Here is a 25283-nt window from a genome sequence, read left to right on the forward strand (position 1 = left end):
TTACCGGCCCGGTGCCGGTTTTAAAACGGGAGAGAAGGTCATGGTGCTGATGATCGTTAGCGGTCGTTCAGGCTCGGGGAAGTCAGTGGCGCTCCGTGCGCTGGAAGATATGGGGTTCTACTGCGTTGATAACCTGCCGGTCGTGCTGCTGCCTGAGTTAGCTAACTCGCTGGCTGAGCGCAATATTTCGGCGGCGGTCAGCATCGACGTGCGTAATATGCCCGAATCCCCTGAAATTTTTGAAACCGCACTGAATAATCTGCCTGATACATTTTCCCCTCAGCTGCTGTTTCTCGACGCCGATCGCAACACCCTGATTCGTCGTTACAGCGATACGCGCCGTCTGCATCCCCTCTCCAGCAAAAACCTCTCGCTGGAGAGCGCGATTGATGAAGAGAGCGATCTGCTGGAGCCACTTCGTTCACGTGCCGATCTGATCATCGACACCTCAGAGATGTCGGTGCATGAGCTGGCAGAGATGCTGCGTACCCGCCTGCTGGGCAAGCGTGAACGTGAGCTGACCATGGTGTTTGAGTCGTTTGGCTTCAAGCATGGCATTCCGATTGACGCTGACTATGTATTTGACGTGCGCTTTCTGCCCAACCCCCACTGGGATCCCAAACTGCGCCCGATGACCGGCCTCGATCGTCCTGTGGCGGCCTTCCTTGATCGCCACACTGAAGTGCATAATTTTATCTACCAGACGCGCAGCTACCTTGAACTCTGGCTGCCGATGCTGGAGACCAATAACCGTAGCTATCTTACCGTGGCGATTGGCTGCACCGGCGGTAAACACCGCTCAGTCTATATTGCAGAACAGCTGGCAGATTACTTCCGTTCACGGGGTAAGAATGTGCAGTCACGCCATCGTACGCTGGAAAAGCGCAAATCATGACCGTCAGACAAACTGTAGAAATCAAAAATAAGCTGGGCATGCATGCACGTCCGGCGATGAAGTTATTTGAGCTGGTGCAGAGCTTTGATGCCGAAGTATTACTGCGCAATGAAGCGGGCACTGAAGCCGAAGCCAGCAGCGTGATTGCGCTGCTGATGCTCGACTCGGCAAAAGGCGGCCACATTGAGATTGAAGCCAGCGGCCCGGAGGAGATTCCGGCGCTGGCAGCGGTCATTGAGTTATTTGAAGCGGGTTTCGATGAAGATTAACGCTTAATCGAGCTGATTACGCTGCAGGAAGCCTTCCCCGCCAAGCTGGCGCATCTGACGCAGTATCCACTGCTGCCGCTCTCTGACGTAGCCTGAGGGTGCAGCAGCACGATAACGTATCGGATTAGGCAGCACCGCTGCCAGTAAGGCGGCATCTGCTGCGGTCAGCCGGCTGGCAGGCTTATGGAAATAACGCTGAGAAGCCGCCTCAACGCCAAAGATGCCGGGCCCGAACTCCGCAATATTGAGATAGACGGTTAAAATACGCCGCTTCGTCCAGACCGTTTCAATTCCTACCGTCAGACCCGCTTCCAGACCTTTACGCACCCAGCTGCGACCATCCCAGAGGAACAGATTCTTCGCCGTCTGTTGAGACAGCGTGGACGCCCCACGCATCCGGCTATCGCTGTTATCCAGTACAGACTCAATCGCCGCCACATCAAAGCCCCAATGGGTGGGAAACTTTTGATCTTCTGAGGCGATAACGGCCAGCCCCATCCAGGGCGAAATCTCGTCATGGCCGACCCAGTCTGAATGGGCGACATAACTAAAATCACCGCGTAACCAGGCTCCGATCTGTCGTTCAGCCATCACCGCTGAGAACGGCACGGGTAAGAACGAAAAGAGTAGAATGCCCGCCAGCCATATTCCCAGCCACACCAGTACGATACGACCAACAATACGTCTGATACGCTGTCCGACGCTTCCTTTATGCTTGTTCATGCAATCTTCCCACACTTGTTTCAGACGTTAATCAATCACTCATGTAATCACTGCTAAAAAAGCAGCCTTTTTACGATTATCGCTGAAAACTGACAGGCTGTTTCCAGACTTTATTCAATCATTTTGCATCAACATGCTGCAACAGTTCGAAATAGTTCAAGTACTTCCGCAAAAAAGGAATCGGTTCCATTCATTGCCATTGCTTAGCATCTTTCCAGATAAACACTTAATAATGAGTAATAAGCGCCCGCATGAATCATTTACTATGCTTAACTGTTATTATTTTCTTAATCCTGCCGCGCCCAAAGGTTAATCAGAATTATCGTTATAACGGATAAATAAGCAGCGCTTAATGGCGTCACGGGTTGCCAGAATGGCACTATTTCCTTCCAGTAATAACCCTGATAGCAGAACGACAGAAGGACAAACTTTTAGATTCTTTTTTATCATTCCAAATCGTTTTGGATAATTCGTGTCATTTCAGGCAGCGCGCTTGCAATATCAGCGCGTTAGCCTCACTCAAAAGGCAAATGTTAACGGCGGCTCACTTTGGTGCTGCTCAGCCTCAGTTTCCCTGCCCGGCAGCATTAAAACTACACGAAAAAGCGCAAAACTGATTAAAATAGCAGCAACACAGCACAGAAATTAATTCCTTACTTGACTGTGTTGCCAAATTAATGTTTTCTGTATTTAAACGCTGCTCAATATCACAAATTTTAATGAATCTTGTCGCATGAGAAGATGAATTTGCTAAGGTGATGACAGTGTTAACCAATACCCTGCGGCTGCATTAATTATTCAAATCATAGCGGCCGCAATGATTTCCCTGGTGTTGGCGCAGTATTTCGCGCACCCCGGCCTCGGCTGGGGTCATTTTTTTCCGGGGTATCACTTATCCTGCTCTGCCACCCAGTCGCGTAATACCTGCACATCGTGTCGCCATTCATGCTTCAGCTCATCAATCCATTCACCCACATTGTCCCACCACGCCGGTAACTCCGGACTCTGAATCTGTTTCGCCAGCATCTGCAAACGCTGCAGCCCGACCGAACCCGCCGCCCCTTTGATTTTGTGTCCCTCTTCAGCAATGCCTTTCTGATCGCGCGCCATCAGATTCGACTCCAGCACCGCAAGGTAGTCCGGCATCATCTTTTCAAACATCGTCAGGCTTTGGGTAATCAGGCTGGGACCAACCAGCTCGATATACTGTTCGAGCATCGCGACATCCAGCAGCATCCGGGTTTTGTCATCGCTGACATCAGCGATCTCCTCTTCCGGTTCTGCCTGATAATCCCAGTACTTTTTAATCATCGCAGTGAGTGCCGGCACTGCCAGCGGTTTGCTGAGCACGTCATCCATTCCCGCGTCGAAGTACTCTTTTTTGTCTTTGAGGACATTGGCGGTAAGAGCAACCAGCGGGGGCAGATGCGTTCCCTGGTACTGCTGGCGAATCGCACGTGAGACATCCAGCCCGGTCATATCGGGCAGTTGAATGTCCAGCAGCACCAGGTCAAACTCCAGCGGGTCAAACATCGCCAGCGCCTCGCTGCCGGTCATGGCGACCTCTACACTGCAGCCCAGCTTCTCCAGTACCGAGCGCGCCACAATCACATTGAGCTCAATATCTTCAACCAGCAGCACGTGCAGCGCAGGCAGTGGCAGGCTGTCGTCCACGCCTTCATCCTCCACCTCTTCAGCAATGCGTGGCGCTTTAATCTCTACGGTGAAGCAGGAACCCTGTCCCGGCGCACTGTGCACGCGGATATCACCGCCCATCGCCTGCGCCAGGCGGCGTGATACCGCCAGCCCGATGCCGGTACCGGTAGCCGGTTTACCGCCATGCTGATCTTTGACCTGATAGTACATAGCGAAGATCTTATCCTGCTCCTCCTGACGGATACCCATGCCGGAGTCCTGCACCTCAAAGCGCAGCGTCTCGTCCTGCTCATAGGTTACCCGCACCACGATCTCGCCCTGCTGGGTGAACTTCACGGCGTTACCAATCAGGTTCCACAGAATCTGGCGCAGACGCGTTCCATCCGTCGAAATCATATGCGGCAGCGGCAGTTGCGGCGCGAGCACAAACTTCAGCCCTTTCGGCTGTGCCAGCAGGCCAGAGAGGTTTTCTAAATCGGCCAGGAAACCGGTGAAGTCGAGCGGCTGATTATCCAGCTGTACTTTACGGCGCTCGATTTTGTCCACCTCAATCACATCATTAAAGATGTTGCCCAGCGTGATGGCGGAGACGTGGATGGTTTTGAGATATTTCAGCTGTTCCTGATTGAGGTCGGTGTCCAGCAGGATGCGGCTCAGGCCGACAATGCCATTAAGCGGCGTACGAAGCTCGTGGCTGATCGTAGAGATAAAGGTGGTCTTCTCCCGGCTGGCGTTCTCTAACGCGTCCTGATAGCGCTTACGTTCGGTTATATCGCGGCCAAAGCCCATCAATCCGCTGCGCTTACCCACGCGGTCGTAGTAAGGCACTTTACGGATCTCGAAGCAGGCTTTGCGTCCGTCGGGATATTGCAGCCACTGTTCATAGGTCAGCGAGACGTTGTGGCGGAACACCTTCTCGTCCGTTTCCAGCACCTTAGTGGCCGCTTCATCATCATAGATATCGCGCGGCGTCAGGCCAATCAGCTGCTTTTCGCTTTTGCCGGTCAGCAGCTCCATTGCACGGTTGCAGCCGGAGAACTGTTTATCGATGTTGCGATAGAACACCAGGTCAGGCGAGGCATCCAGGAAGGAGCGCAGGAAGGAGGATTGCTGTTCCAGCTCAATCTGTGCCTGCTCACGACGCGTTACCTCTTCACGCAGCTTATCCATCACCTGTTCGCGTGCCAGTTCCGCCTTTTTACGATCGCTGATCTCCTGATTCAGCTGCGTAATGGTCTCTTTCATCTGCTGATTGAGTTCCAGATCGCGGGTACGCATCTCTTCCAGCTTATCCACCAGCCGTGCCAGGCGTTGCCGTGACTCCTCCAGCTGATCGACCACCACCGAGAGGAAATAGACCGCCCAGGGCGTGATCAGCAGCCCGAAGAAGACCGAACGCACCACGTCAATACTCTCGACATGGCCCCGCAGTACCATCGTGACCGCCATCTGGACAATCATCGCCAGCACCACCAGCGCAGACGCCAGCAGCAGCGAGAACCTCACCAGTCCAAGCTTCACCATTAAATCAACGTAGTACTGCGCCAACAGACGAATTTGTTTCATAACAACTCCCTGGAAGAGAAACAGCCTCATAATAGCGCAGTTAACCCGCTGCCGTCGCAGCACGTCGCGTGGAGATAAGGGATCAAATGCGCTTTTATGGTGCAGCAGCCTCGCCGATCGGCGACGTTAAGGACAAAGCGGTTAAAACCCTTGACTGACTGTGCCAAATGAATAATCTGTAAGGCCGCCAGCGAATCACCGATTTCTCTGTACGGCCTTTTTTCAATATCCTGGCAGCGTCCTGTTGCACAGGCACACCCTTTCATATGCATAGCCATTCATCTTTAATGCTGTTTTAAGCATGCCCATGCTGATTAATTTTTCTTATAACCAACCGCGGTTTCATTCAAATAGCCGGACATAAGAAAAACAGATACATGCTATGCATCATGGGTGCTGAACAGCATTTAATGCTGCTTAACACCCTGTCACCAGCATGGTGCAGAGATCTGACGCCTGCACTACAGTGAGTCAGTTCACATTTATCGGCCTGTCGCCAGGCACCAGAGTGATACATTTTAAACCTGAAAAATTATTAAATTCATACACTTAAACAGATAAAACGCCTGATAATCCCGTCTGACCGCCCTATTTGACCTGATTACGCTTTCCCGATAAGTTGGAAATCCGCTGAAAGCTTTCCAGACGGGCCATTGTCTCGGCATATCTATGCAACAAGAAGACTCCCGCGTGGTTTAAGTCATCTCCTTTAAGAGACCGGAAATCAGAGAGCAGCTCAATTAAGGACGTTTTACCGATGTCTGGAGAGAAATGCTCAGGGCTATGACGCGCGCTCGACAGAGCATGGCGATGAAAATGATAGCGCCCCCGTTGCGCTCAGACCCTGAAACAGTGCAGGTAATGTCAAAGCAGTTTAAGGAGACCCTCAATGTCCACTAAAAAACCTCAATCCTATGGCTTGTATGATCCGACAGCAGGCAGTGACAGCTGTGGTGTAGGTTTCATTACGCGTAAGGACGGCGAGCAGACCCACGAGATTCTGCAGATGGCGCACAGCGCCCTGTGTACGGTGCCTCACCGCGGCGGCATGTCAGCGGAAGGCGTTGGCGACGGCGCGGGGGTCAACGTTGATCTTTCGCTGCAGTTCTTCCGCAAGATTACCGGCCAGCCGCTGGAAGCGGGACGCTTTGGTGTCGGTAACTTCTTTGTGCCGAAAGATGCTGAGCTGCGCGCGAATGCCGAACGTCTGGTGGATGAAACCCTCAGCAGCTTTGGTCTGCCGGTACTTATGAAGCGTGACATGCCGCTCGACAGCAGCGTGACGCGCCCGGCAGCCGCGCAGTTCCAGTTACCGATTCTGCAGTGGATTTTCACTGCGCCACAGGATGTAGTTGATCAGAACGACTTCGAAAAACGCATCTACCGCGCCCTGTTAACCATTGAAGCCCGTGCCTTTACCGAAAGCGAATTTGGCGGCCTCTATCCGCTGTCGCTGTCGTCACGCACGCAGGTGTTCAAAGCCCGTCTGAATTCCAATGAAGTGATCCCTTACTTCAAAGATCTGACCGATCCCGATCATCAGGTGCGCGGGCTGTTTTTCCACACCCGCTTCTCCACTAACACCGATCCCCATACCACGATGGCGCAGCCGTTCCGCCTGATGGCGCACAACGGCGAGCTGAACACTGACCGTAAAAACCGCATCGCTGAGTCCGCGCTGGCACTGGCCCGTGGCAAGACCATCGTGCGGCCTAAAGGCCAGTCCGACAGTTCGCGCCTGGATCAGAGCATCCACAGCCGTCTGATGGAAGATGACCTCGATCTGATCACCGCCGTGGTGTCGATGATGCCGCCCGCCTGGGAAAACGACAGCGCGCTGTCGCCAGAAGTGCGTGACATGCTGGAGTACTTCTCGCTGTATGAAGAGAAGAACGACGGCCCTGCTGCCTTAATCTTTGGTAATGGCGAAGTAATTGGCGCCCGTCTTGATCGTCTGGGTCTGCGTCCCCTGCGTTCAGTAGAAACCGCTGACTATATCGGTGCGATGTCGGAAGCGGGCCAGATCGCCTTCCCCCCTGAAAGCGTGTTGCGTCGTGGGCGTATCGAAGCGGGCGGTATGCTCTATTTCGATCACCGTGAAAAACGCAGCTATACAACGCTGCAGGCGCTGGAAAAACTGGCCGCAGAGAAAGATTATTCGGCGTTGCTGCGTGAAGCGCGCGTCGGTCTTGACGATCTGCCCGAGATCCCGGCAGAACAACAGGGTTCACCGCTGCGTTATCGTGGCGATCTGAAAACGTATCAGCGCTTTGTTGCCTACTACTACAACCAGGAAAGCTTCAAGTTCATGATGGATCCGATGCTGAATACCGGCGCAGAGAAGATCTCCGCGATGGGTTACGGCAACGCCATCAACGGCTTATCCGATCATGAAGGCGGTATGGCGCACTACTTCTCTCAGCGCTTTGCGCAGGTCACCAACCCGCCGCTGGACTCAATCCGCGAAGTGGATGGCATGACGTTGCGTGTCGCGCTGGGGGCAAAACCCCATCTGGGCCGCAGCAAAGGCCGTCAGATTGTGGTGCCGACCCCGATTCTCAGCCACCTCGATATGCTGCGTTTACGCGAGCAGACCATCGCACCTTATGCCCGCTTTGAGATGCTCTATGAGCCGGTGATCGGCAAAGATCTGCTGAGCACCACCGCGAACGCGAATGCCCTGGAAAAAGCGATTGATGACCTGGCGCAACAGGTGGTTGATTTTGCCCGTACCCAGGGTGGCATCGCTGTACTTACCGATCGCCATATCTCTTCAAAGCACGCCGCGATCCCGATGCTGCTGGTGGTTTCCGCCATCAACCAGCGCCTGATAAAGGAAGGGTTGCGTCTGGATGTTTCTCTGGTGGTTGAAAGCGGCCAGAGCATCTCGTCGCACCACATTGCCGCCACACTTGGCTTTGGGGCGTCAGCTATCTATCCGCTGGGCGTACAGATGCGCGCAGAGGAGAAATTTGGTGAAGGTGAAGAAGGTAACAAAGCCTTTAAGCGCTATGCCAAAGCGGCTGAAAAAGCACTGATGAAAACCATGGGCAAAGTGGGCCTCTGTACCGTTGAGAGCTACAGCAGCGGCGAGTTCTTTGAGCCTAACTTCCTTAACACCGATGACCCGGTGCTGAAAAAGTATTTCCCGAATATCAAAACGCCGGTGGGCGGCGCAGGCTTCGCGACGATCGCGCAGATGGCCGTTGACTGGCACCAGAGTGCACTGAAGATTCAGGGCGAATCTGAAGTTCCGTTGCTGGGCCTGTTCAAAGAGCGTGCAGAAGGCGCAGGTCACTCCTACGGCACCATCGCCGTGCGGACCTTTATCGATATGACCGAAGAGCCGATTCGCTTTGCCGACAAAGCGCGCGAAGAGGACAACTTCATCCGCCTGATGACGCTGGCTAAACTGGATAATGCGTTTGGCATCAAGCCAGAGACCTTTAAAGACAGCAGCTTTGAGCGCATCCCGGATGAGGTGATTAATAATTTCGCGATTACTGCTGATTACCGTCAGTTCTCAAGCCTGATGTATGAAGAGCGTAAACGTCGCCCGGCGGCCCTGCGCGACATCCTGACATTCCCGGCTGACCTGACCCACATCGACAGCGAAGCGGAGTTCCGCCGCAAGCTGGGACGCTACTCGCTGACCAACAATGGCTTTGCCATTCGTGGCATGGAGTGTGAAGCGGTAGATGGCAGCCTGAATCACTTTATGCTGCGTCTGACCGATGCGATTGAAGGACTGAAGCCTGAGAGCGAACGCCTGCAGAACCTGTCTCGCGCCCTGAAATCCCGTTTCGGCGACGATATCGAAAGCAGCGAAGTGGTGACTGGCGGTCTGAAAATGACCGCTTACGGTAAAGCGGCCGATTATCTGTCACGTATCTTCACCACCCTGCCTTCACTGCCGCTGAGCGAAGTGCAGCCAGCCTGTGAAATTACCCGTACCTTTGCCTCCGGGGCGATGAGCCACGGTGCGCTGGTGGCTCCCGCTCATGAAGCGGTCGCGCACGGCACCAATATGGTCGGCGGCATGAGTAACTGCGGTGAAGGCGGCGAGCATTACTCCCGTCACGGCACCATTCGTGCCTCACGCATCAAACAGCTGGCTTCGGGCCGTTTTGGCGTCTGGGCTGCCTATCTGGCGGATCCGATGCTGGAAGAGCTGGAGATCAAAATTGGTCAGGGTGCGAAACCTGGCGAAGGCGGTCAGTTACCGGCGGCCAAAGTTACCGTCGAGATTGCTGCCGCGCGTGGCGGTACGCCTGGCGTCGAGCTGGTCTCACCGCCGCCGCATCACGACACCTATTCCATCGAAGATCTGGCGCAGTTGATCCACGACTGTAAAGCCGCGCGGGTGCGCGTTATCGTCAAGCTGGTCTCGTCTGAAGGGATCGGCACCATCGCGGTTGGCGTGGCCAAAGCGGGTGCAGACGTGATTAACGTTGCGGGTAACACCGGCGGTACCGGCGCTGCGTCGGTGACCAGCCTGAAATATACCGGACGCGTGGCTGAAATCGGCATCGCTGAAGTCCACCAGGCGCTGTGCGCCAACGGCCTGCGTGAGAAAGTGCTGCTGCGCTGCTCTGGCGCACAGCAGACCGGCAGCGACGTGGTGAAATCTGCGCTGCTGGGCGGCGACAGCTTTGAGTTCGGTACGACGGCGCTGATGATGCTGAAATGCGTGATGGCGAAGAACTGTAACGTTAAGTGCCCGGCTGGCTTAACCACGAATGCCGAAGCGTTTGATGGCGATCCACGTCAGCTGGCGCAGTATTTCCTCAACGTGGCGCATGAAGTGCGTGAAATCCTGGCGCGTATGGGCCTGCGCTCCCTGCGTGAGGCACGCGGTCGCTCTGACCTGTTGCACCTGATGGATCACCCGCTGGAAGTGGGCAAGCTCGACTTACGCGCCATGCTTACCGTGGTGCCTGAGCTGAAAATCGACAAGCCGGTTTATCTGGAAAAAGATTTTGAGCTGGATGATGTCTGGATTGAGCAACTGAAGCTGTCGCTGGTGGATCAGGGAAATCCTGACGTCACTCTGGGCAACAATATCGTGCTGAATAACCGAAACAAAAGTGTCGGCGGCCAGCTGGCCATCGATATTGAGCGGATGCTGAACCATCAGCTGAGTTCTGAGCAGCTGCAGGCGATGCCTGCCGTATTGACTGACGATCGCGGTCGCCGCTATCTGGCCCCTGAGAGCGTAAAAATTTCCACCACCGGTTCTGCCGGTCAGTCGTTTGGCGCCTTCTGCAACGATGGCATGCAGCTGACCCATTACGGCACCTGTAACGACGGTGTCGGCAAAGGACAGTGTGGCGGCGAACTGATCGTGATGTCGCCTGGCGGCGGCGCGCAGGATGCCGATGGCAACGTGCTTATTGGTAACTTTGCGCTGTTTGGCGCGACCGGCGGACGTCTGTTCGTGCAGGGCCAGGCCGGTGACCGTTTCGCGGTGCGTAACTCCGGTGCCACCGCCGTGGTTGAAGGCGTCGGTGACTTCTGCTGCGAATATATGACCAATGGCGCCATCCTCAACCTGGGCACCTTCGGTAAAGGATTTGGCAACGGCATGAGCGGCGGCTTCGCCTACCAGTACGACCCCTATGGATCGCTGGCCAGCCATGCTGCCGGTGATTCGGTGCAGTTCGGCTCGATTGCCGATCAGGATGAGATGGCCCAGGTGCATAAGCAGGCGGTGCTGACCATGCTGAACTGGCATCTGGAGGCGACCAAATCACCGCGTGCCGCCTGGCTGCTGGAGAACTGGGAAACGGAGTGTCACCACTTTGTTTACGTGATGCCGCGCTCGCTGCTGCTCTATCAGGATGGCGGCGAGATTCTGAAAGCCAAGAGCCGCAAAGATCTGCTCGAAGAGCTGTCGACGGCGCTGGCAGGCCATCAGGTGGCGAAGTTTAAAGCCGCATGGCGTCAGGGTAAAACCATCGCCAACGGTGCCGTACCAGCTTATGGCGCGACCGATACGCTGGAGATGTTTGTCCTGCTCAACAACTACACCGTGCTGAGTTTTGCCCAGCAGCTGGCGCTGGGCAAATTACCGAAAGGCACCCCGGTTGAAGATGCGGCAGTTGAAAAAGCGGTCCGTAATCTGTTGATGACGGAAGACTTTTCGCTGATAAGCAAGCTGCAGCGTCATGCACGTTCCGCTATCGAGAGCTACAGCGATGATGAACTGGCGAGTCTGATTGGAACCAAACGCATGTCAGATTACAAAGCGGCGCTGACGCAACGTAACATCCGCTCCATGGACAGTCTGGCAACCTACGGCTGGATCATGTACCAGGATGCCTGTAACCGGGAAGTGCTGGGCCACCTGCCTGACTTTGAAGAGCTGTTTGCACGTGCGGCATTGCCGGAAATCGCCGCTGCGGTGGGTAAACTCTCCTGACAGTGATACTGATCAGGCTGAACTGAATATTATTAATTGATCATTGCCCGGATTAATCGTTGTACCGGACAGATGCAGCACCGCTCTCCCCTGTCGCACACACTGCGGCGCGGGAAAGCGGAACCGCTTTCACACCGGACAATGCCAATGATGACGGGCGAGAACGGGATTGAGTAAAAGTACCCATGAAAATTCCTTATATTCCAGAAGATGCACCTTTTAATGGCGATCAGAAGTACTGGCTGGCTGGCTTTCTTGCGGGTCTGCACTCCCGTTTGCTGGTATTAGAAGACAAGCAGCAACCCGCCGCGGGCACAGGCGCAGCCGCGACGACGCAACTGCACATTCTTTATGGCTCACAGACCGGCAATGCTGAAGCACTGGCGCAGACCGCAGCGAAGTCTGCGCGCGCTAAAGGTCTGGTGCCGGTGGTTCAGGCGCTGGGCGATGTCGATCTCGACGTATTTGCCACCATGCGCCATGTACTGATCGTCACCTCGACCTATGGCGAAGGTGAAATGCCGGACAACGCGCAGCTGTTCTGGGATGCGATCTCTGCCAGTACCGCACCGCGTCTGGAGCAGATGCATTTCGCCGTGCTGGCGATTGGCGATACCGGCTACGATGGCTTCTGTCAGGCGGGCAAGTTTATTGATATGCGCCTTGAGCAGTTGGGCGCGAAACGCGTGGTTGATCGTATCGATTGTGATATCGATTTTGAGGAGCCTTCCAGCGAGTGGCTGAACAGCTCAATGCCACAGTTTGCCGCCAGCGCGGGCAGCAGCGGCACCGTGCTGGAAAGCGCGCCTGAAGCGCCAGTCATTCCAGGCAGCAACAAATCCAATCCATACGCCGCCGCGCTGATCACTAACAAGCGTTTGTCAGGCGAGCAGTCAGCCAAAGATATTCGTCATTTCGAGTTCGACCTGTCTGACAGCGGCCTGAAGTATGAAGCGGGCGATGCGCTGGGCGTAATTCCGGTCAACGAGCCGTCGCTGGTCAGCCTGCTGCTGACCCAGCTTAACGCGGACTACGAGACGCCGGTGCCCGGCTTTGATCGCAGCCTTGGCGACCTGCTGACCTATCAGTTTGAGATCTCAGAGCCGTCACGCAAGTTAATCGAGTGGGTCGGACAGAACACCACCAACCAGGAGCTGCGTCATGTGTTACAGCATGATGATAAAGATGCGCTGGGCGTGTGGCTGTGGGGCAAAGATACCCTTGACCTGCTACAGCTTGAACTGACGCGCACGCTGGCGGTACCCGAGTTTGTCGCGCTGCTGCGTCCGCTGCAGCATCGCGCTTACTCTATTTCATCCAGCTCTAAAGCCCATCCTGATCAGGTGCATCTGACCGTTGCCTCGGTGCGTTATCACAGTGGCGGCCGTAATCGCGGTGGCGTCTGCTCAACCTACCTGGCCGAGCGTGTGCGTCGCGGTGAGAAGCCCGCCATCTTTATCTCACCCAATAAATCGTTCCGCGTGCCTGCCAACAACAGCGCACCGCTGATCATGGTGGGACCAGGTACCGGTATTGCGCCATTCCGTGCCTTCCTGCAGGAGCGCCAGGCAACTGGCGCGCAGGGGAAAAACTGGCTGTTCTTCGGCGATCAGCATCAGGAACATGACTTTATCTATCAGGATGAATTACTTGCCTGGCGCGATAATGGCTTACTGACGCGTCTGGATCTGGCGTTCTCACGCGATCAGGAGAAGAAGATCTACGTGCAGAGCCGGATGCTTGAACAGGGCGCTGAGTTGTATGCCTGGCTGCAGGAAGGGGCTTACTTCTATGTCTGTGGCGATGCATCGCGTATGGCGAAGGATGTGGATAACGCGCTGTATGAAGTGGTTCGCCAGTTTGGTGGCCTCTCCACCGAGCGCGCTGCTGACTATGTCGATCAGCTGAAGAAAGAGAAGCGCTACCTGCGCGACGTCTATTGATCGCGATGGTCTGCTGAAAAAATCCGGCTTGCGCAGGCAGCCGGATTTTTTTATGGCCGACAGGCAAAAAAATACCCGTCGGATGGACGGGTATTCGCTGTTATGTCACTGCTATTTCACTACGCGCAGTGAAGGTCGTCCACCACGTGGCGGTGGATCGTCATCAGGCGGTGTCTCGTCATCGCTGGCATCGTCAGGACGATCACCATCAATCACCGACATCATAGTCTCTTCCTGACCCTCTGACGCCTCATGCGTGCCCAGCTCGTAAGCCGGTTCCGGTTCAAACATCGTCCCGGCGCCATTTTCACGCGCATAGATTGCCAGAATCGCCGCCATCGGCACGTTAACCTGGCGAGGAACGCCACCAAAGCGGGCGTTGAACGACACCTGATCGTTTGCCAGATCGAGGTTACCGACAGCACGTGGCGCAATGTTCAGGACTATCTGACCATCGCGCGCATACTCCAGCGGCACCTGCACACCCGGCAGATTTATGTCGACCACCAGATGCGGCGTCAGCTGATTGTCGAGCAACCAGTCATAAAAGGCGCGCAGCAGATAGGGACGACGTGCAGTAAGTTGCGACATTTCCATACGTTAAGCCCGGGCTTGCAGCCGCATTTCACGTTCAGCTTCAGTTAATGAAGCGAGGAAGGAGTCACGCTCAAATACGCGATTCATGTAACCTTTCAGCTCTTTTGAACCTGAGCCGATCAAATCGATACCCATTGACGGCAGACGCCATAACAGCGGAGCCAGATAGCAATCAACCAGGCTGAACTCTTCGCTCATGAAATAAGGCGTACGGCCAAACAGTGGCGCGATAGCCAGCAGCTCTTCACGCAGTTGCTTGCGTGCCGCTTCCGCTTCCTGACCGCTGCTGTTCTCTACTTTCCTCATCAGGCTATACCAGTCCTGCTCGATGCGGTGCATCATCAGGCGGCTATCACCACGGGCAACCGGATAAACCGGCATCAGTGGCGGATGCGGGAAGCGCTCATCTAAATATTCCATGATGATGCGTGATTCATACAGCGTCAGCTCACGATCTACCAGCGTCGGTACCGTGCGATACGGATTGAGGTCAATCAGATCCTGCGGCAGGTTATCCATTTCGACCTGCTCGATCTCTACGCTGACACCCTTCTCCGCCAGGACGATACGTACCTGATGGCTGAAAATGTCAGTAGGACCAGAAAACAGCGTCATTACCGAACGTTTGTTGGCAGCGACAGCCATGAAAACCTCCAAGTTTGTTCACAAAAAGATACTGCGAATAGCCAACCACACGGCGACTCACTTGCTTATCGAACTCGCACGCAACCTGGTTAGCTGCGTCACAGATACTGACGCCCCGACAGTGGGGAGGCGCATAACGCACCGGCCTGCGGGCGCAAAGTGACACAGAGTTTACCAGATTTTAGGCTGCTTGTGGGCGTGGAATGAATCTTTGCAGGTAAATTGAGCGCGGCGTTACGGTTTTCGCGGACAGTTTATGGGAAGGCAGAAAATAAAAAACCCGCCGAAGCGGGTTTTTTGAGCCAATTGCCGCAGCCGGAGCTGCAAACAATTAACGCTTGGAGAACTGAGGACGACGACGTGCTTTACGCAGGCCGACTTTCTTACGTTCAACCTGACGCGCATCACGCGTTACGAAGCCAGCTTTACGCAGCTCGCCACGCAGTGATTCGTCGTATTCCATCAGAGCGCGGGTGATACCGTGACGGATCGCACCAGCCTGACCAGAAATACCGCCACCTTTAACAGTGACATAGAGATCGAATTTACCAACCAGGTCCAGCAGCTCAAGCGGCTGACGAACTACCATGCGGGCAGTTTCGCGACCGAAGTACTGTTCCAGAGAACGTTGGTTAATTACGATGTTACCGCTACCCGGCTTAATGAATACGCGAGCGGTAGAGCTTTTGCGGCGACCAGTGCCGTAGTTTTGAGTTTCAGCCATTGCCTTTAATCCCGATTAAATGTCAAGAACTTGCGGTTGCTGTGCCGCATGGGTGTGCTCGTTGCCTGCGTAAACTTTCAGTTTACGGTACATAGCACGACCCAGCGGGCCCTTCGGCAGCATGCCTTTAACCGCGATCTCAATCACACGCTCAGGACGGCGAGCAATCATCTCTTCAAAGGTCGCCTGTTTGATACCACCGATGTGGCCAGTGTGGTGATAGTAGATCTTGTCAGTACGCTTGTTGCCGGTTACAGCAACTTTTTCTGCGTTCAGAACGATGATGTAATCACCCGTATCAACGTGCGGAGTGTATTCCGCTTTATGCTTACCACGCAGACGGCGCGCCAGTTCAGTCGCCAGGCGACCCAAAGTTTTGCCCGTTGCGTCAACTACAAACCAGTCACGTTGGACGGTTTCTGGTTTAGCTGTAAAAGTTTTCATCGAAAAGCTTACCCAAATTAAGTTACACGTTGGTGAAATCCCAAACGCTTAAGTAAACGAATGAGGCTCACACGACCATTTTGACCAGCAAGCCACCCCTTCGGATAGAGTTACTGGAACACAGAGGATTTGGGAAAAAAATCCTTTGCTGTAACGTGGGGTCGCAAGATTATAGAGAAGTCGGTTACAAAAATCGAACCCTATTTCGGTATTTATCCCGATTATTCTCACGGCAGGTGCGGTAAACGCAGATACTCTTCGCTCTGCATCTCCTGAAGTCGCGATAAACAGCGCTGGTATTCAAACTTCAGCCGCGTGCCCTGATAAATCTCGGTCAGTGACGTTTCTGCCGCGACCACCAGCTTCACATGACGTTCATAGAACTCATCGACCAGTGCCAGGAAACGCCGTGCCTGATCTTCGGTTTTGTAGATCATTACCGGCACGTCATACAGCAGCACACTGTGGAAACGGCGCGACAGCGCAATATAGTCATGCTGGCTGCGCCCTTCGCCACACAGGGTGGTGAAATTAATCGCCAGCACGCCCTCGCTGACGCCCAGCGTCGGCATCTGGCGGTGATTAATTTCCAGAACCGGCGCATCTTCAGGCTGGCTGCCCGACAGCGCTTTAAACATCCGCGCCATTTCAGCGTGCGTCTCTTTGTTCAGCGGAGAGTTCCACAGGTGCGCGGAGGTCAGCGTGCGTAACCGGTAGTCGATACCGGCATCCACATTCATCACATCACAATGACGTTTGATCTGCTCGATGGCAGGCAGGAAGCGCGCGCGCTGCAGACCATTACGATAGAGATCATCAGGCGGAATGTTCGAGGTGGCCACCAGCGCAATGCCGCGTTCAAACAGCGCTTCCATCAGCGTGCCCAGCAGCATCGCATCGGTGATATCGGAGACAAAAAATTCATCAAAACAGAGGATATCCGTTTCCGCTTTGAATTTGTCCGCAATAATCAGTAACGGATCGCTCTGCCCCTGAAGCTGCGTCAGCTCTTCATGCACCCGCAGCATAAAGCGGTGGAAGTGCAGACGCAGTTTGCGATCGCCAGGAATAGACTGAAAAAAGAGATCCATGACCCAGGTCTTACCGCGACCGACACCGCCCCACATATAGAGTCCACGTACCGGTTGTGGCGTCTCGTTTTTCTCTTTACCGATCAATTTTGACAGGCGACCCAGCAGGCCGGATGTGGCAGGCGCGGCGGATTGTTGCCGTGCAACCAGCGCCTGCTGCAGCGCGTCTAAACGGGTAATCGCTTCACGTTGTACGTCATCGGGCCTGAATTCGCCCTGCGACAGCGCCTGTTCATAGCGTGCAAGCGGAGTTGAGGTTTGCATTGTTGTTTCAAAGTCCCTGAATGGTGTCTGATTCATACCACGGTTGCTGAAAAAAAGGCCGTTCTACACTAAGCCATGCTGCTCCAGAGTTCCACATCCATAAGATTAACGGGTATAGTGACTATTATTGAAATGGTGCAATGCCCTACGGAACAATGGAAATAACACGGGAGTCATTATGACCTGGGAATACGGGCTAATTGGTTTAGTGGTTGGTATTATTGTCGGCGCAGTCGCCATGCGTTTTGGCAACAAAAAGCTGCGTGAGCAGCGCAGCATGCAGTACGAGCTGGAAAAATCGAAAGCGGAGCTGGCGGATTATCGCGAAGAGCTGACCAACCACTTCGCGCAGAGTGCGGAGCTGCTGGACAACATGGCGCGTGATTATCGTCAGCTCTATCAGCACATGGCAAAAGGCTCAAATGACCTGCTGCCGAATCTGCCTGGCCAGAAAAATCCGTTTGCCTATCAGCTGACTGAAGCCGAAGCGGACAACGATCAGGTGCCGGTGCAGATGCCGCGCGACTATTCTGAAGGCGCATCCGGTTTACTGCGTGGCGAGCGCCCTGCCCGCGACTAATCTTTTTGGGGCGCAGCCTGTCTGCGCCCGCTGTTTTTGCGAACCCTGACCGCAAACGACTGTCACACTTATTAATTCCTCCCACCTTTTGCAGCGAGAGCGTTGTAGCAATGAAAAAACAAGCACGCCTGTTTAGCGCATTAGCCCTGAGTATTGGGATGAGCCTTGCCGCCGCGCCAGACGCGATGGCAACGCTGCCAGCACAAATTGCGGGCCAGCCGCTGCCGAGTCTGGCGCCGATGCTGGAGAAAGTGTTACCTGCCGTGGTCAGTGTGCATGTGGAAGGCACTGATTCGGGTGCACAGGCTCAGGATATTCCTGAACCGCTGAAGCGTTTTTTTGGTCAGATGCCTGGCGGAAATAGTCAGCCACAGCCGTTTGAAGGTTTAGGTTCTGGCGTGATCATCGATGCCGCGAAAGGCTACGTGCTCACCAACAATCACGTAGTCAACGGTGCGGATAAAATCAACGTACAGCTTGGCGACGGCAGTGAATATGAAGCCAAACTCATTGGTCATGATGAGCAGACCGATATCGCGCTGATTCAGATTCAGGGCGCAAAAAACCTCACGCAGGTGAAAGTCGCGGACTCTGACCAGCTGAAAGTGGGTGATTTCGCGGTGGCGATCGGTAACCCGTTCGGGCTGGGACAGACGGCCACCTCCGGTATTATCTCCGCACTGGGCCGTAGCGGCCTGAACCTGGAAGGGCTGGAAAACTTTATTCAGACCGATGCCGCGATCAACCGTGGCAACTCAGGCGGTGCGCTGGTCAACCTTAATGGCGAACTGATCGGTATCAACACTGCGATTCTCGCCTCCAGCGGCGGTAACATCGGTATCGGCTTTGCTATCCCGAGTGATATGGCGATGAACCTCGCGCAGCAGCTGATTAAATTTGGTGAAGTGAAGCGCGGTCAGCTCGGCATCAAAGGCACTGAAATGACAGCCGATATGGCTAAAGCATTCAATGTCGATGCACAGCGCGGCGCCTTTGTCTCTGAAGTCTTACCGCAATCTGCCGCGCAGAAAGCGGGCGTGAAGTCAGGCGATATCATTACGTCGATCAACGATAAGCCGATTACCAGCTTCGCTGAGTTGCGCGTGAAAGTAGGAACCACGCCGCCAGGTGAACAGGTTAAACTTGGCCTGCTGCGTGAAGGTAAGCCATTAACGGTTACCGTTACGCTGGAGCAGAGCGCACAGAGCACCGCCAGCGCACAGCTGATGTCACCCGCGCTTCAGGGCGCAACCCTGAGTGATGGACAGACTAAAACCGGTGATAAAGGCGTGAAGGTCGATACCATCGAAAAAGGCACACCGGCTGAACAGGTTGGTCTGCAGAAAGATGATGTGATTATCGGCGTTAACCGCAACCGGGTTCAGACCATTGCTGAAATGCGTAAAATACTGGAAGGGAAACCGCCGGTACTGGCACTGAATGTGGTGCGCGGCGATGAGAGTATCTATCTGTTGTTGAGATAAACCTCGCATTACGGCGGACACAAGCGCGTGTGTGTCCGCCGCTCTCATGCTATTCTCCCCTGCGATCTCCCCTGGCGTAATTTAACACCATGTTTCTTAAACTTTTGCGTGCCGTGGTGCTGGGCCTGATTGTGGCGGGTATTTTGCTCGCAGCACTGCCTGCACTGCGTATGGGCAGCGACGCCCTCTATAACCACGAAAATATTACAGACGAAACGCCCTTTAGCTTCAATCAAGGGGTGCGCCGCGCCGTGCCTGCCGTTGTGAACGTTTACAATCGTAGCGCCCACGGCAACAACAATCGTGGCATCACGACCCTGGGTTCAGGGGTGATCATGAATGCAAAAGGCTACATCCTTACCAATAAGCATGTGATCAATAATGCCGATCAAATTATCGTGGCGCTGCAGGATGGCCGCTTCTTTGAAGCGACGCTGGTGGGTTCCGATGGTATGACCGATCTGGCGGTACTGAAGATCACGGCCTCCGGCCTGCCCGTTATCCCCATCAATCCAAATCGCCAGGCGCATATCGGGGATGTGGTGATGGCTATCGGCAACCCCTATAACCTCGGTCAGACGGTCACGCAGGGCATTATCAGCGCCACGGGCCGGGTTGGCTTAAGCTCATCAGGCCGACAGAACTTCCTGCAGACCGATGCGTCAATCAATCAGGGTAACTCCGGCGGCGCGCTGATTAACTCGCTAGGCGAGCTGATGGGCATTAACACCCTGACCTTCGATAAAAGTAGTGATGGTGAAACCCCGGAAGGGATTGGTTTCGCCATTCCAACCGTTTTAGCCTCGAAGATCATGGATAAGCTGATTCGTGATGGTCGGGTGATACGCGGCTATATCGGCATTACCGGGCGTGAGCTGCCGCCGCTGCATGGACAGGGCAGCAATCTGGATCGGGTTCAGGGCATTATTGTCAGCGTGGTCACGCCAGATGGGCCAGCGGATAAAGCCGGGATTCAGGCCAACGATGTGCTGCTCAGCGTGAATGGCAAGCCGGCCATCTCCGCGCAGGAGACCATGGATCAGGTGGCAGAAATTCGCCCGGGTTCAGTGATTGATGTGCAGGTACTGCGAAACGATCAGAAACTGACGCTGCCGGTCACCATTCAGGAGTTTCCTGACAGCAGTAGTTAGCTGAAACCTGTGCCAGGTCAGGGATGGCCCGGCTGATCGCAAAGAAGGCCGCCATCCATGGCGGTCGGCCTCGCCATCCTGGCTCGGACGCTTTGCTCTTCATCCGGGCCAACCCTTCCCCTCTAATCCGCCATCGTTTGTGATTAACCGATTAGCAGCGATCCACCGGAAACGCGATCACATCGCTCAATGACTCCGCTTTCAACGCCAGCATGATCAGGCGATCGATACCCAGTGCGACCCCGGAACAGGCAGGCATGCCATGCGCCAGCGCATCCAGCAGATACGTATCAATAGGATGCACAGGCAGGCCGCGTGCCGCACGGCGACGGTTATCCTGCTCAAAACGCTGACGCTGCTCACGGCTGTCGGTCAGTTCACGGAAACCGTTCGCCAGCTCAATGCCTTTGTAATAGACCTCAAAGCGTTCGGCCACGCGGTGATCTTCGGTGCTGATCTCCGCCAGGGCTGCCTGGCTGGCCGGGAAATGATAAACGAAGCAGGGTTTATCCTGACCAATCTTCGGTTCCACACCCAGCATAAACAGCAGCATCAGTAAGGTATCGCGATCCTCTTCTGCACGCGCCAGCTCGCCTTCACCCAGCTTCTCTGCCGCTTCACGCAACTGCGCTTTATCCGCTGACAGCGGATCCAGCTCAAGATGACGGATAAACGCCTGCTGATAGGAGAGCGACTCAGCGCTGTCACACTCCAGCACCTGCTGCATCAGATCGTCGACTTCGTTCATCAGACGGTACATATCGTAATGCGGCCGGTACCACTCCAGCATGGTGAATTCCGGGTTGTGGTGACGTCCCGCCTCTTCATTGCGGAAGCTGCGCGCCATCTGATAGATCGGGCCACTGCCCGCCGCCAGCAGGCGTTTCATATGATATTCCGGGCTGGTCATCAGCCAGAGATCGCGCCCCTGCGCAGCGCCAGGCCCGACAAAACGCGTCTGGAATGGCACCAGATGGATATCGGTAATGGTGGCCTGGCTCATCGCCGGCGTATCCACTTCCAGCACGCCGCGATCGGCAAAGAAACGACGCACTTCTGCTAAAATAGCGGCGCGTTTTAACAAATTGGCGATGGATGCGCTTGGTTGCCAGCTTGCCGTTTCGCTCATGGTGATGACTCCTGATACAAATTAGGGGGGGAAGTCTACCTGCAATGCCTGCGGCAAACAATCTCGTGCCCGTACTGCCAAAAACAGCGTTTCGGCTTCTATACTTAAGCGGTTAAATCACAAAGGAATCCCACTATGTCTCCATGGAAAACAGTTGTTGCCAGCCTGAGTGCTTTTCTCTCTGTCGCCTGCAGCACTACGCCGCCAAAGAACGTCACGGTCGTAGATAACTTTGACAGCCAGCGCTATCTCGGTCAGTGGTATGAGATTGCCCGCCTTAACCACCCTTTTGAGCGCGGCCTTGAACAGGTAACGGCAAACTACAGCCCGCGTGAAGATGGCGGCCTGAAGGTAATCAACCGTGGCTATAACGTCAAAAAGCAGCGCTGGCAGGAGAGCGTCGGCAAAGCCTACTTTACCGGTGAACCCACGCGGGCTTCTCTGAAAGTCTCTTTCTTCGGCCCCTTCTATGGCGGCTATAACGTGATTGCTCTCGATCCTGACTACCGCTATGCGCTGGTATGTGGACCGAATCGCCACTATCTCTGGATACTGTCACGCACACCACAACTGGAACCGGGCGTAAAAGAGAAACTGGTTGATCAGGCGCGTCGGGATGGTTTCCCGGTTGAAGAGTTAATCTGGGTAAAACAGAAATAGTGCAGAATCTGACAAGCCGGTACGAAAAGCATTTCGTACCGGTTGGAATAACAGGTTACTTCGTGCTGTTCTGAATCGCCTGGCCGCCCGCTTCGACATCTTCACCTACGCCACGCGTTGTATTACAAGCTGTGAGCAGGGAAGAGAGCACCAGTACAGAGAAGATTGCAGCAATACTTTTCTTTAACATAACAATGTCCTTTTTGATGGATGTAAAGTACAGCGCTTTAAGCATAGCCGGATTTCCGGCAGTTGCTGCTGGCGAGACTTTAAAAAGGACAATCAGTTAAGGTCATTTTGCTGCCCGCGAAATGGCACCACCTAAGTGAGAGACATCTTCGCCAAAACCGTGGAATGTGTTGCAGGCGCTTAACGCAGAGGAGACCAGCAACGCGAACGCGATTAATTTTGCCAGCTTGATCATTTTTTTCTCTCAGACAAGAAAAAGGCGCACCAGAAGATGCGCCTGCGAATCTTATTTCACGCGTGACACGTATTCGCCAGAGCGGGTGTCAACTTTCACCACTTCGCCCTCTTGCACGAACAGTGGCACTTTCACCACGGCACCGGTAGAGAGTTTAGCTGGCTTGCCGCCAGTCCCTGCGGTATCACCTTTCAGGCCTGGATCGGTTTCGATAACTTCAGCTTCGATAAAGTTCGGCGGCTGAACGGCGATCGGACGACCGTTCCACAGCGTAACGATACATTCAGCGTTATCCTGCAGCCATTTCGCTGCATCGCTTACCGTCTTCTCTTCAACCTGGAACTGCTCAAAGCTTTCCGGATGCATGAAGTGGTAGAACTCACCGTCGTTGTACAGGTAGTTCAGGTTGGTATCTACTACGTCAGCGCCTTCGGCGGAGTCGGTAGATTTAAAAGTTTTCTCAACGCGAGAACCCGTCAGCAGGCGACGCATTTTAACGCGCGCGAATGCCTGACCTTTACCCGGTTTAACGAACTCACTGGATTCGATGGCATACGGCTCGCCTTCGAACATGATTTTAAGACCGGGACGGAAATCGTTGCTAGAATAAGTCGCCATGAAGGCCCTCTACGAAAATTGACACTGGTACTAAGCCAAAAAAATGGCACACATTGTAACCCTAAAAACACCTTCCAGAGAAGATTGGTTGCAGCAACTTGCGGATGTTGTCACCGAACCTGATGAATTACTGCGGATTTTAGCCCTTGATCAGCACACTGAGCTGGCTGAAGGTGCGGATGCGCGGCGTCTTTTCGCCTTACGTGTACCGCATGCGTTCATCCGCCGGATGAAAAAAGGCGATGCGCACGACCCGCTGCTGCTTCAGGTACTGACCCGCCGCCAGGAATTCACTGATGCGCCAGGTTATAGCACCGATCCGCTCGATGAACAAAGCAACGTTGTACCTGGATTGCTGCATAAATACCGAAACCGGGCTTTATTGTTGGTAAAAGGCGGCTGCGCCGTCAACTGTCGCTACTGCTTCCGTCGTCATTTCCCCTATCAGGATAATCCCGGCAATAAGCGTAGCTGGCAGGCTGCACTGGACTATATCGCCGATCATCCCGAGCTGGATGAGATCATTTTCTCCGGCGGCGATCCGCTGATGGCGAAAGATCATGAGCTCGCCTGGCTTATCGCCGCGCTTGAACAGATCCCGCATCTGAAACGTCTGCGCATCCACAGCCGTTTACCGGTGGTGATACCGGCGCGCATTACCGATCAGCTCTGTCAGATGCTCAGCGAGACGCATCTGCAGGTGGTGATGGTGACGCACATCAACCATGCGCAGGAGATTGATGATGAGCTGCGTGAGGCGATGAGCAGCCTGAAGCGTGCCGGTGTCACCCTGCTGAATCAGAGCGTCCTGTTGCGTGGCATCAACGATAATGCGCAGACGCTGGCCACCCTGAGCAATGCACTATTTGATGCCGGCATTCTGCCCTACTATCTGCACGTGCTGGATAAGGTACAGGGTGCGGCGCATTTCTTTGTGTCAGATGACGAGGCCCGCCAGCTGGTGCGTGCATTACTGTCACAGGTCTCCGGCTATCTGGTGCCAAAGCTGGCGCGTGAAATTGGCGGAGAGCCAAGTAAAACACCGTTAGATTTACAGTTACGTCAGGAATAAAAACGGCCAGTAAAAGGCTGGCCGGTTCAATTTGGCAGACTGCCTGATTCACATTATGGGCACTTGTAGACCTGGCCGGTCATTTTGCTGTCGAGTGGCGCGAACGCGGACAACAGGTTCTGCGTCGGACTGGTTGCTCCATAAATCACGTTACCGCCCATATCCGCTGCGCGATTGCGCAGGTCGTTTGCTGCGCCACGCAGTGCGCTGGTTTCCCCGCCTGCACCGCTCAGCCAGTTGCTCTGAGAGCCGGTAATATTGCCCAGAAGCTGACAGGTATTGCCAGGCTGCTGATCGGTGAACGTCACGCGCTGTCCTGCTGAAGAGAGTTGCGTAGAGCTGCTGCAGCCCGCCAGCAATAACGCGCCAGCCGTCAGTCCGAGCAAGAGGTTAATCCGCATTGTAATCCCCATTTATTATCATCAGAGTCGGGTGGCAGCGTAGCAGAAAAAGGATTTTTCTTTCTGCACATTCATTGCCCTTATCCCGTTATATCGTCTCAATATTTCACGCCGCTTGCAGGCTGGCAAGCGTGCCGATGCTGGTGAATAAAATGAAGCCAGTCGATCAGTCGGCGCAGCCGCAGACAGCGTGACATATCAAGAGGAAAGACGAACGATTGCGCCTTACTTATACTATTTTCCCACCCAAAAGAAAAACCCCCGACCGTTTCCGATCGGGGGTGATGTCAGAGCGTGATGCCCTTAACCGGTGTAGCCATTACGTCGTGCATTTTCGATGCAATCGGCTTTGTTAACGTAGCCCTGACTGGCGGCGCCGGTAATATTGCCGTTGGGCGCCGTTCTTCTCCAGCGCCACTTGTGTGCTTCGTCCTTATAAAATTCCCATTTATCGTGCATTTTAATTTTCCTTAATCTGTTGTTTATCCCTTTCAGAGCGCGCTATTTTGCGCCGGGATCCACGTTA

At 54.4% G+C, this 25283-nt stretch carries 22 protein-coding genes; 9 read left to right on the forward strand and 13 right to left on the reverse strand.

Features of this window, described 5'->3' with window-relative positions; translation table 11 throughout:
• Nucleotides 1-40: 40 nt before the first annotated feature.
• Together rapZ and npr are read left to right on the forward strand one after the other, a co-directional pair.
• Entirely contained in the window at nucleotides 41-895 is an 855-nt protein-coding gene (rapZ, locus tag HFD87_RS15810; protein ID WP_010251920.1) for an RNase adapter RapZ, read from the forward strand.
• Complete coding sequence (gene npr, locus HFD87_RS15815) at nucleotides 892-1164, forward strand: PTS phosphocarrier protein NPr (RefSeq protein WP_010251923.1); 273 nt, start codon at nucleotides 892-894, stop codon at nucleotides 1162-1164. Before rapZ ends, npr begins: the two co-directional genes overlap by 4 nt.
• A gap of 3 nt (nucleotides 1165-1167) precedes the next feature.
• Here npr and mtgA read toward each other — a convergent pair whose 3' ends face one another.
• Together mtgA and arcB are read right to left on the reverse strand one after the other, a co-directional pair.
• A complete protein-coding gene (gene mtgA / locus HFD87_RS15820; RefSeq protein ID WP_010251926.1) occupies nucleotides 1168-1887 on the reverse strand; it encodes a monofunctional biosynthetic peptidoglycan transglycosylase in 720 nt (239 codons plus the stop codon).
• Nucleotides 1888-2775: 888 nt separating this feature from the next.
• A complete protein-coding gene (gene arcB, locus HFD87_RS15825) occupies nucleotides 2776-5109 on the reverse strand; it encodes an aerobic respiration two-component sensor histidine kinase ArcB (protein WP_010251930.1) in 2334 nt (777 codons plus the stop codon).
• Between the two features lie 889 nt (nucleotides 5110-5998).
• On the opposite strand from arcB, the gene HFD87_RS15830 reads away from it, so the two are divergent.
• Both HFD87_RS15830 and HFD87_RS15835 read left to right on the forward strand, forming a co-directional pair.
• Complete coding sequence (locus HFD87_RS15830) at nucleotides 5999-11530, forward strand: glutamate synthase-related protein (RefSeq protein ID WP_167423642.1); 5532 nt, start codon at nucleotides 5999-6001, stop codon at nucleotides 11528-11530.
• 185 nt (nucleotides 11531-11715) lie between these two features.
• Nucleotides 11716-13473: a sulfite reductase subunit alpha gene (locus HFD87_RS15835; RefSeq protein ID WP_031592002.1), complete on the forward strand. Its 1758-nt coding sequence runs from the start codon at nucleotides 11716-11718 to the stop codon at nucleotides 13471-13473.
• A 111-nt stretch (nucleotides 13474-13584) separates the two neighbouring features.
• Here the strand turns inward: HFD87_RS15835 and sspB are convergent, their stop codons facing one another.
• The 5 genes from sspB to zapE form a co-directional block, all read right to left on the reverse strand.
• Nucleotides 13585-14070, reverse strand: a complete 486-nt coding sequence (gene sspB, locus HFD87_RS15840) for a ClpXP protease specificity-enhancing factor (RefSeq protein ID WP_010251939.1) — start codon at nucleotides 14068-14070, stop codon at nucleotides 13585-13587.
• Nucleotides 14071-14073: 3 nt separating this feature from the next.
• Nucleotides 14074-14715 carry a stringent starvation protein SspA gene (gene sspA / locus HFD87_RS15845; protein ID WP_009092481.1) on the reverse strand — a complete coding sequence of 214 codons (642 nt, stop codon included), beginning with the start codon at nucleotides 14713-14715 and terminating at the stop codon, nucleotides 14074-14076.
• A gap of 331 nt (nucleotides 14716-15046) precedes the next feature.
• Nucleotides 15047-15439: a 30S ribosomal protein S9 gene (gene rpsI, locus HFD87_RS15850; RefSeq protein ID WP_008925401.1), complete on the reverse strand. Its 393-nt coding sequence runs from the start codon at nucleotides 15437-15439 to the stop codon at nucleotides 15047-15049.
• A gap of 15 nt (nucleotides 15440-15454) precedes the next feature.
• Nucleotides 15455-15883 (reverse strand): 50S ribosomal protein L13, encoded by a 429-nt coding sequence (rplM, locus tag HFD87_RS15855; RefSeq protein WP_008925400.1) that lies wholly within the window; start codon nucleotides 15881-15883, stop codon nucleotides 15455-15457.
• A gap of 227 nt (nucleotides 15884-16110) precedes the next feature.
• Nucleotides 16111-17238, reverse strand: a complete 1128-nt coding sequence (gene zapE, locus HFD87_RS15860; RefSeq protein ID WP_010672014.1) for a cell division protein ZapE — start codon at nucleotides 17236-17238, stop codon at nucleotides 16111-16113.
• Nucleotides 17239-17416: 178 nt separating this feature from the next.
• Between zapE and zapG the strand changes: the two genes are divergently transcribed.
• From zapG to degS, 3 genes are all read left to right on the forward strand, one after another.
• Complete coding sequence (zapG, locus tag HFD87_RS15865) at nucleotides 17417-17818, forward strand: Z-ring associated protein ZapG (protein ID WP_003848291.1); 402 nt, start codon at nucleotides 17417-17419, stop codon at nucleotides 17816-17818.
• Between the two features lie 110 nt (nucleotides 17819-17928).
• Nucleotides 17929-19302, forward strand: coding sequence for a serine endoprotease DegQ (gene degQ / locus HFD87_RS15870; protein ID WP_010251960.1), 1374 nt, complete (start codon nucleotides 17929-17931; stop codon nucleotides 19300-19302).
• Between the two features lie 89 nt (nucleotides 19303-19391).
• Nucleotides 19392-20453 carry an outer membrane-stress sensor serine endopeptidase DegS gene (degS, locus tag HFD87_RS15875; RefSeq protein WP_010251964.1) on the forward strand — a complete coding sequence of 354 codons (1062 nt, stop codon included), beginning with the start codon at nucleotides 19392-19394 and terminating at the stop codon, nucleotides 20451-20453.
• Nucleotides 20454-20604: 151 nt separating this feature from the next.
• Here the strand turns inward: degS and epmA are convergent, their stop codons facing one another.
• Entirely contained in the window at nucleotides 20605-21582 is a 978-nt protein-coding gene (epmA, locus tag HFD87_RS15880; protein ID WP_003848297.1) for an elongation factor P--(R)-beta-lysine ligase, read from the reverse strand.
• Between the two features lie 135 nt (nucleotides 21583-21717).
• Between epmA and HFD87_RS15885 the strand changes: the two genes are divergently transcribed.
• The gene (locus HFD87_RS15885; RefSeq protein WP_010672015.1) at nucleotides 21718-22242 is read left to right on the forward strand and encodes a lipocalin family protein; all 525 of its coding nucleotides are present in this window, start codon (nucleotides 21718-21720) and stop codon (nucleotides 22240-22242) included.
• Nucleotides 22243-22297: 55 nt separating this feature from the next.
• Here HFD87_RS15885 and HFD87_RS15890 read toward each other — a convergent pair whose 3' ends face one another.
• The 3 genes from HFD87_RS15890 to efp all read right to left on the reverse strand — a co-directional run bounded on the left by HFD87_RS15890 (nucleotide 22298) and on the right by efp (nucleotide 23284).
• The gene (locus HFD87_RS15890) at nucleotides 22298-22432 is read right to left on the reverse strand and encodes an entericidin A/B family lipoprotein (protein ID WP_003848302.1); all 135 of its coding nucleotides are present in this window, start codon (nucleotides 22430-22432) and stop codon (nucleotides 22298-22300) included.
• A gap of 102 nt (nucleotides 22433-22534) precedes the next feature.
• On the reverse strand, nucleotides 22535-22666 hold the full coding sequence (locus HFD87_RS15895) for an entericidin A/B family lipoprotein (protein WP_003848306.1): 132 nt from the start codon (nucleotides 22664-22666) through the stop codon (nucleotides 22535-22537).
• A 51-nt stretch (nucleotides 22667-22717) separates the two neighbouring features.
• Complete coding sequence (gene efp / locus HFD87_RS15900; RefSeq protein ID WP_010251979.1) at nucleotides 22718-23284, reverse strand: elongation factor P; 567 nt, start codon at nucleotides 23282-23284, stop codon at nucleotides 22718-22720.
• 43 nt (nucleotides 23285-23327) lie between these two features.
• On the opposite strand from efp, the gene epmB reads away from it, so the two are divergent.
• Nucleotides 23328-24356: an EF-P beta-lysylation protein EpmB gene (epmB, locus tag HFD87_RS15905; RefSeq protein ID WP_033759609.1), complete on the forward strand. Its 1029-nt coding sequence runs from the start codon at nucleotides 23328-23330 to the stop codon at nucleotides 24354-24356.
• Between the two features lie 53 nt (nucleotides 24357-24409).
• Here epmB and HFD87_RS15910 read toward each other — a convergent pair whose 3' ends face one another.
• Nucleotides 24410-24757: a DUF4156 domain-containing protein gene (locus HFD87_RS15910; RefSeq protein WP_052271181.1), complete on the reverse strand. Its 348-nt coding sequence runs from the start codon at nucleotides 24755-24757 to the stop codon at nucleotides 24410-24412.
• A 303-nt stretch (nucleotides 24758-25060) separates the two neighbouring features.
• Nucleotides 25061-25216, reverse strand: a complete 156-nt coding sequence (locus HFD87_RS15915) for a DUF1508 domain-containing protein (RefSeq protein ID WP_010251985.1) — start codon at nucleotides 25214-25216, stop codon at nucleotides 25061-25063.
• Nucleotides 25217-25283: the final 67 nt, after the last annotated feature.

The organism is Pantoea sp. EKM21T (genome assembly GCF_011800405.1).
In the GTDB taxonomy this organism is placed as follows: domain Bacteria; phylum Pseudomonadota; class Gammaproteobacteria; order Enterobacterales; family Enterobacteriaceae; genus Pantoea; species Pantoea agglomerans.

Excerpts from the sequence above, each read along its gene's own strand:
- rapZ (WP_010251920.1), top strand. The coding sequence starts at position 41 with ATGGTGCTGATGATCGTTAGCGGTCGTTCAGGCTCGGGGAAGTCAGTG.
- npr (WP_010251923.1), top strand. The coding sequence starts at position 892 with ATGACCGTCAGACAAACTGTAGAAATCAAAAATAAGCTGGGCATGCAT.
- mtgA (WP_010251926.1), bottom strand. The coding sequence starts at position 1,887 with ATGAACAAGCATAAAGGAAGCGTCGGACAGCGTATCAGACGTATTGTT.
- arcB (WP_010251930.1), bottom strand. The coding sequence starts at position 5,109 with ATGAAACAAATTCGTCTGTTGGCGCAGTACTACGTTGATTTAATGGTG.
- HFD87_RS15830 (WP_167423642.1), top strand. The coding sequence starts at position 5,999 with ATGTCCACTAAAAAACCTCAATCCTATGGCTTGTATGATCCGACAGCA.
- HFD87_RS15835 (WP_031592002.1), top strand. The coding sequence starts at position 11,716 with ATGAAAATTCCTTATATTCCAGAAGATGCACCTTTTAATGGCGATCAG.
- sspB (WP_010251939.1), bottom strand. The coding sequence starts at position 14,070 with ATGGAAATGTCGCAACTTACTGCACGTCGTCCCTATCTGCTGCGCGCC.
- sspA (WP_009092481.1), bottom strand. The coding sequence starts at position 14,715 with ATGGCTGTCGCTGCCAACAAACGTTCGGTAATGACGCTGTTTTCTGGT.
- rpsI (WP_008925401.1), bottom strand. The coding sequence starts at position 15,439 with ATGGCTGAAACTCAAAACTACGGCACTGGTCGCCGCAAAAGCTCTACC.
- rplM (WP_008925400.1), bottom strand. The coding sequence starts at position 15,883 with ATGAAAACTTTTACAGCTAAACCAGAAACCGTCCAACGTGACTGGTTT.
- zapE (WP_010672014.1), bottom strand. The coding sequence starts at position 17,238 with ATGCAAACCTCAACTCCGCTTGCACGCTATGAACAGGCGCTGTCGCAG.
- zapG (WP_003848291.1), top strand. The coding sequence starts at position 17,417 with ATGACCTGGGAATACGGGCTAATTGGTTTAGTGGTTGGTATTATTGTC.
- degQ (WP_010251960.1), top strand. The coding sequence starts at position 17,929 with ATGAAAAAACAAGCACGCCTGTTTAGCGCATTAGCCCTGAGTATTGGG.
- degS (WP_010251964.1), top strand. The coding sequence starts at position 19,392 with ATGTTTCTTAAACTTTTGCGTGCCGTGGTGCTGGGCCTGATTGTGGCG.
- epmA (WP_003848297.1), bottom strand. The coding sequence starts at position 21,582 with ATGAGCGAAACGGCAAGCTGGCAACCAAGCGCATCCATCGCCAATTTG.
- HFD87_RS15885 (WP_010672015.1), top strand. The coding sequence starts at position 21,718 with ATGTCTCCATGGAAAACAGTTGTTGCCAGCCTGAGTGCTTTTCTCTCT.
- HFD87_RS15890 (WP_003848302.1), bottom strand. The coding sequence starts at position 22,432 with ATGTTAAAGAAAAGTATTGCTGCAATCTTCTCTGTACTGGTGCTCTCT.
- HFD87_RS15895 (WP_003848306.1), bottom strand. The coding sequence starts at position 22,666 with ATGATCAAGCTGGCAAAATTAATCGCGTTCGCGTTGCTGGTCTCCTCT.
- efp (WP_010251979.1), bottom strand. The coding sequence starts at position 23,284 with ATGGCGACTTATTCTAGCAACGATTTCCGTCCCGGTCTTAAAATCATG.
- epmB (WP_033759609.1), top strand. The coding sequence starts at position 23,328 with ATGGCACACATTGTAACCCTAAAAACACCTTCCAGAGAAGATTGGTTG.
- HFD87_RS15910 (WP_052271181.1), bottom strand. The coding sequence starts at position 24,757 with ATGCGGATTAACCTCTTGCTCGGACTGACGGCTGGCGCGTTATTGCTG.
- HFD87_RS15915 (WP_010251985.1), bottom strand. The coding sequence starts at position 25,216 with ATGCACGATAAATGGGAATTTTATAAGGACGAAGCACACAAGTGGCGC.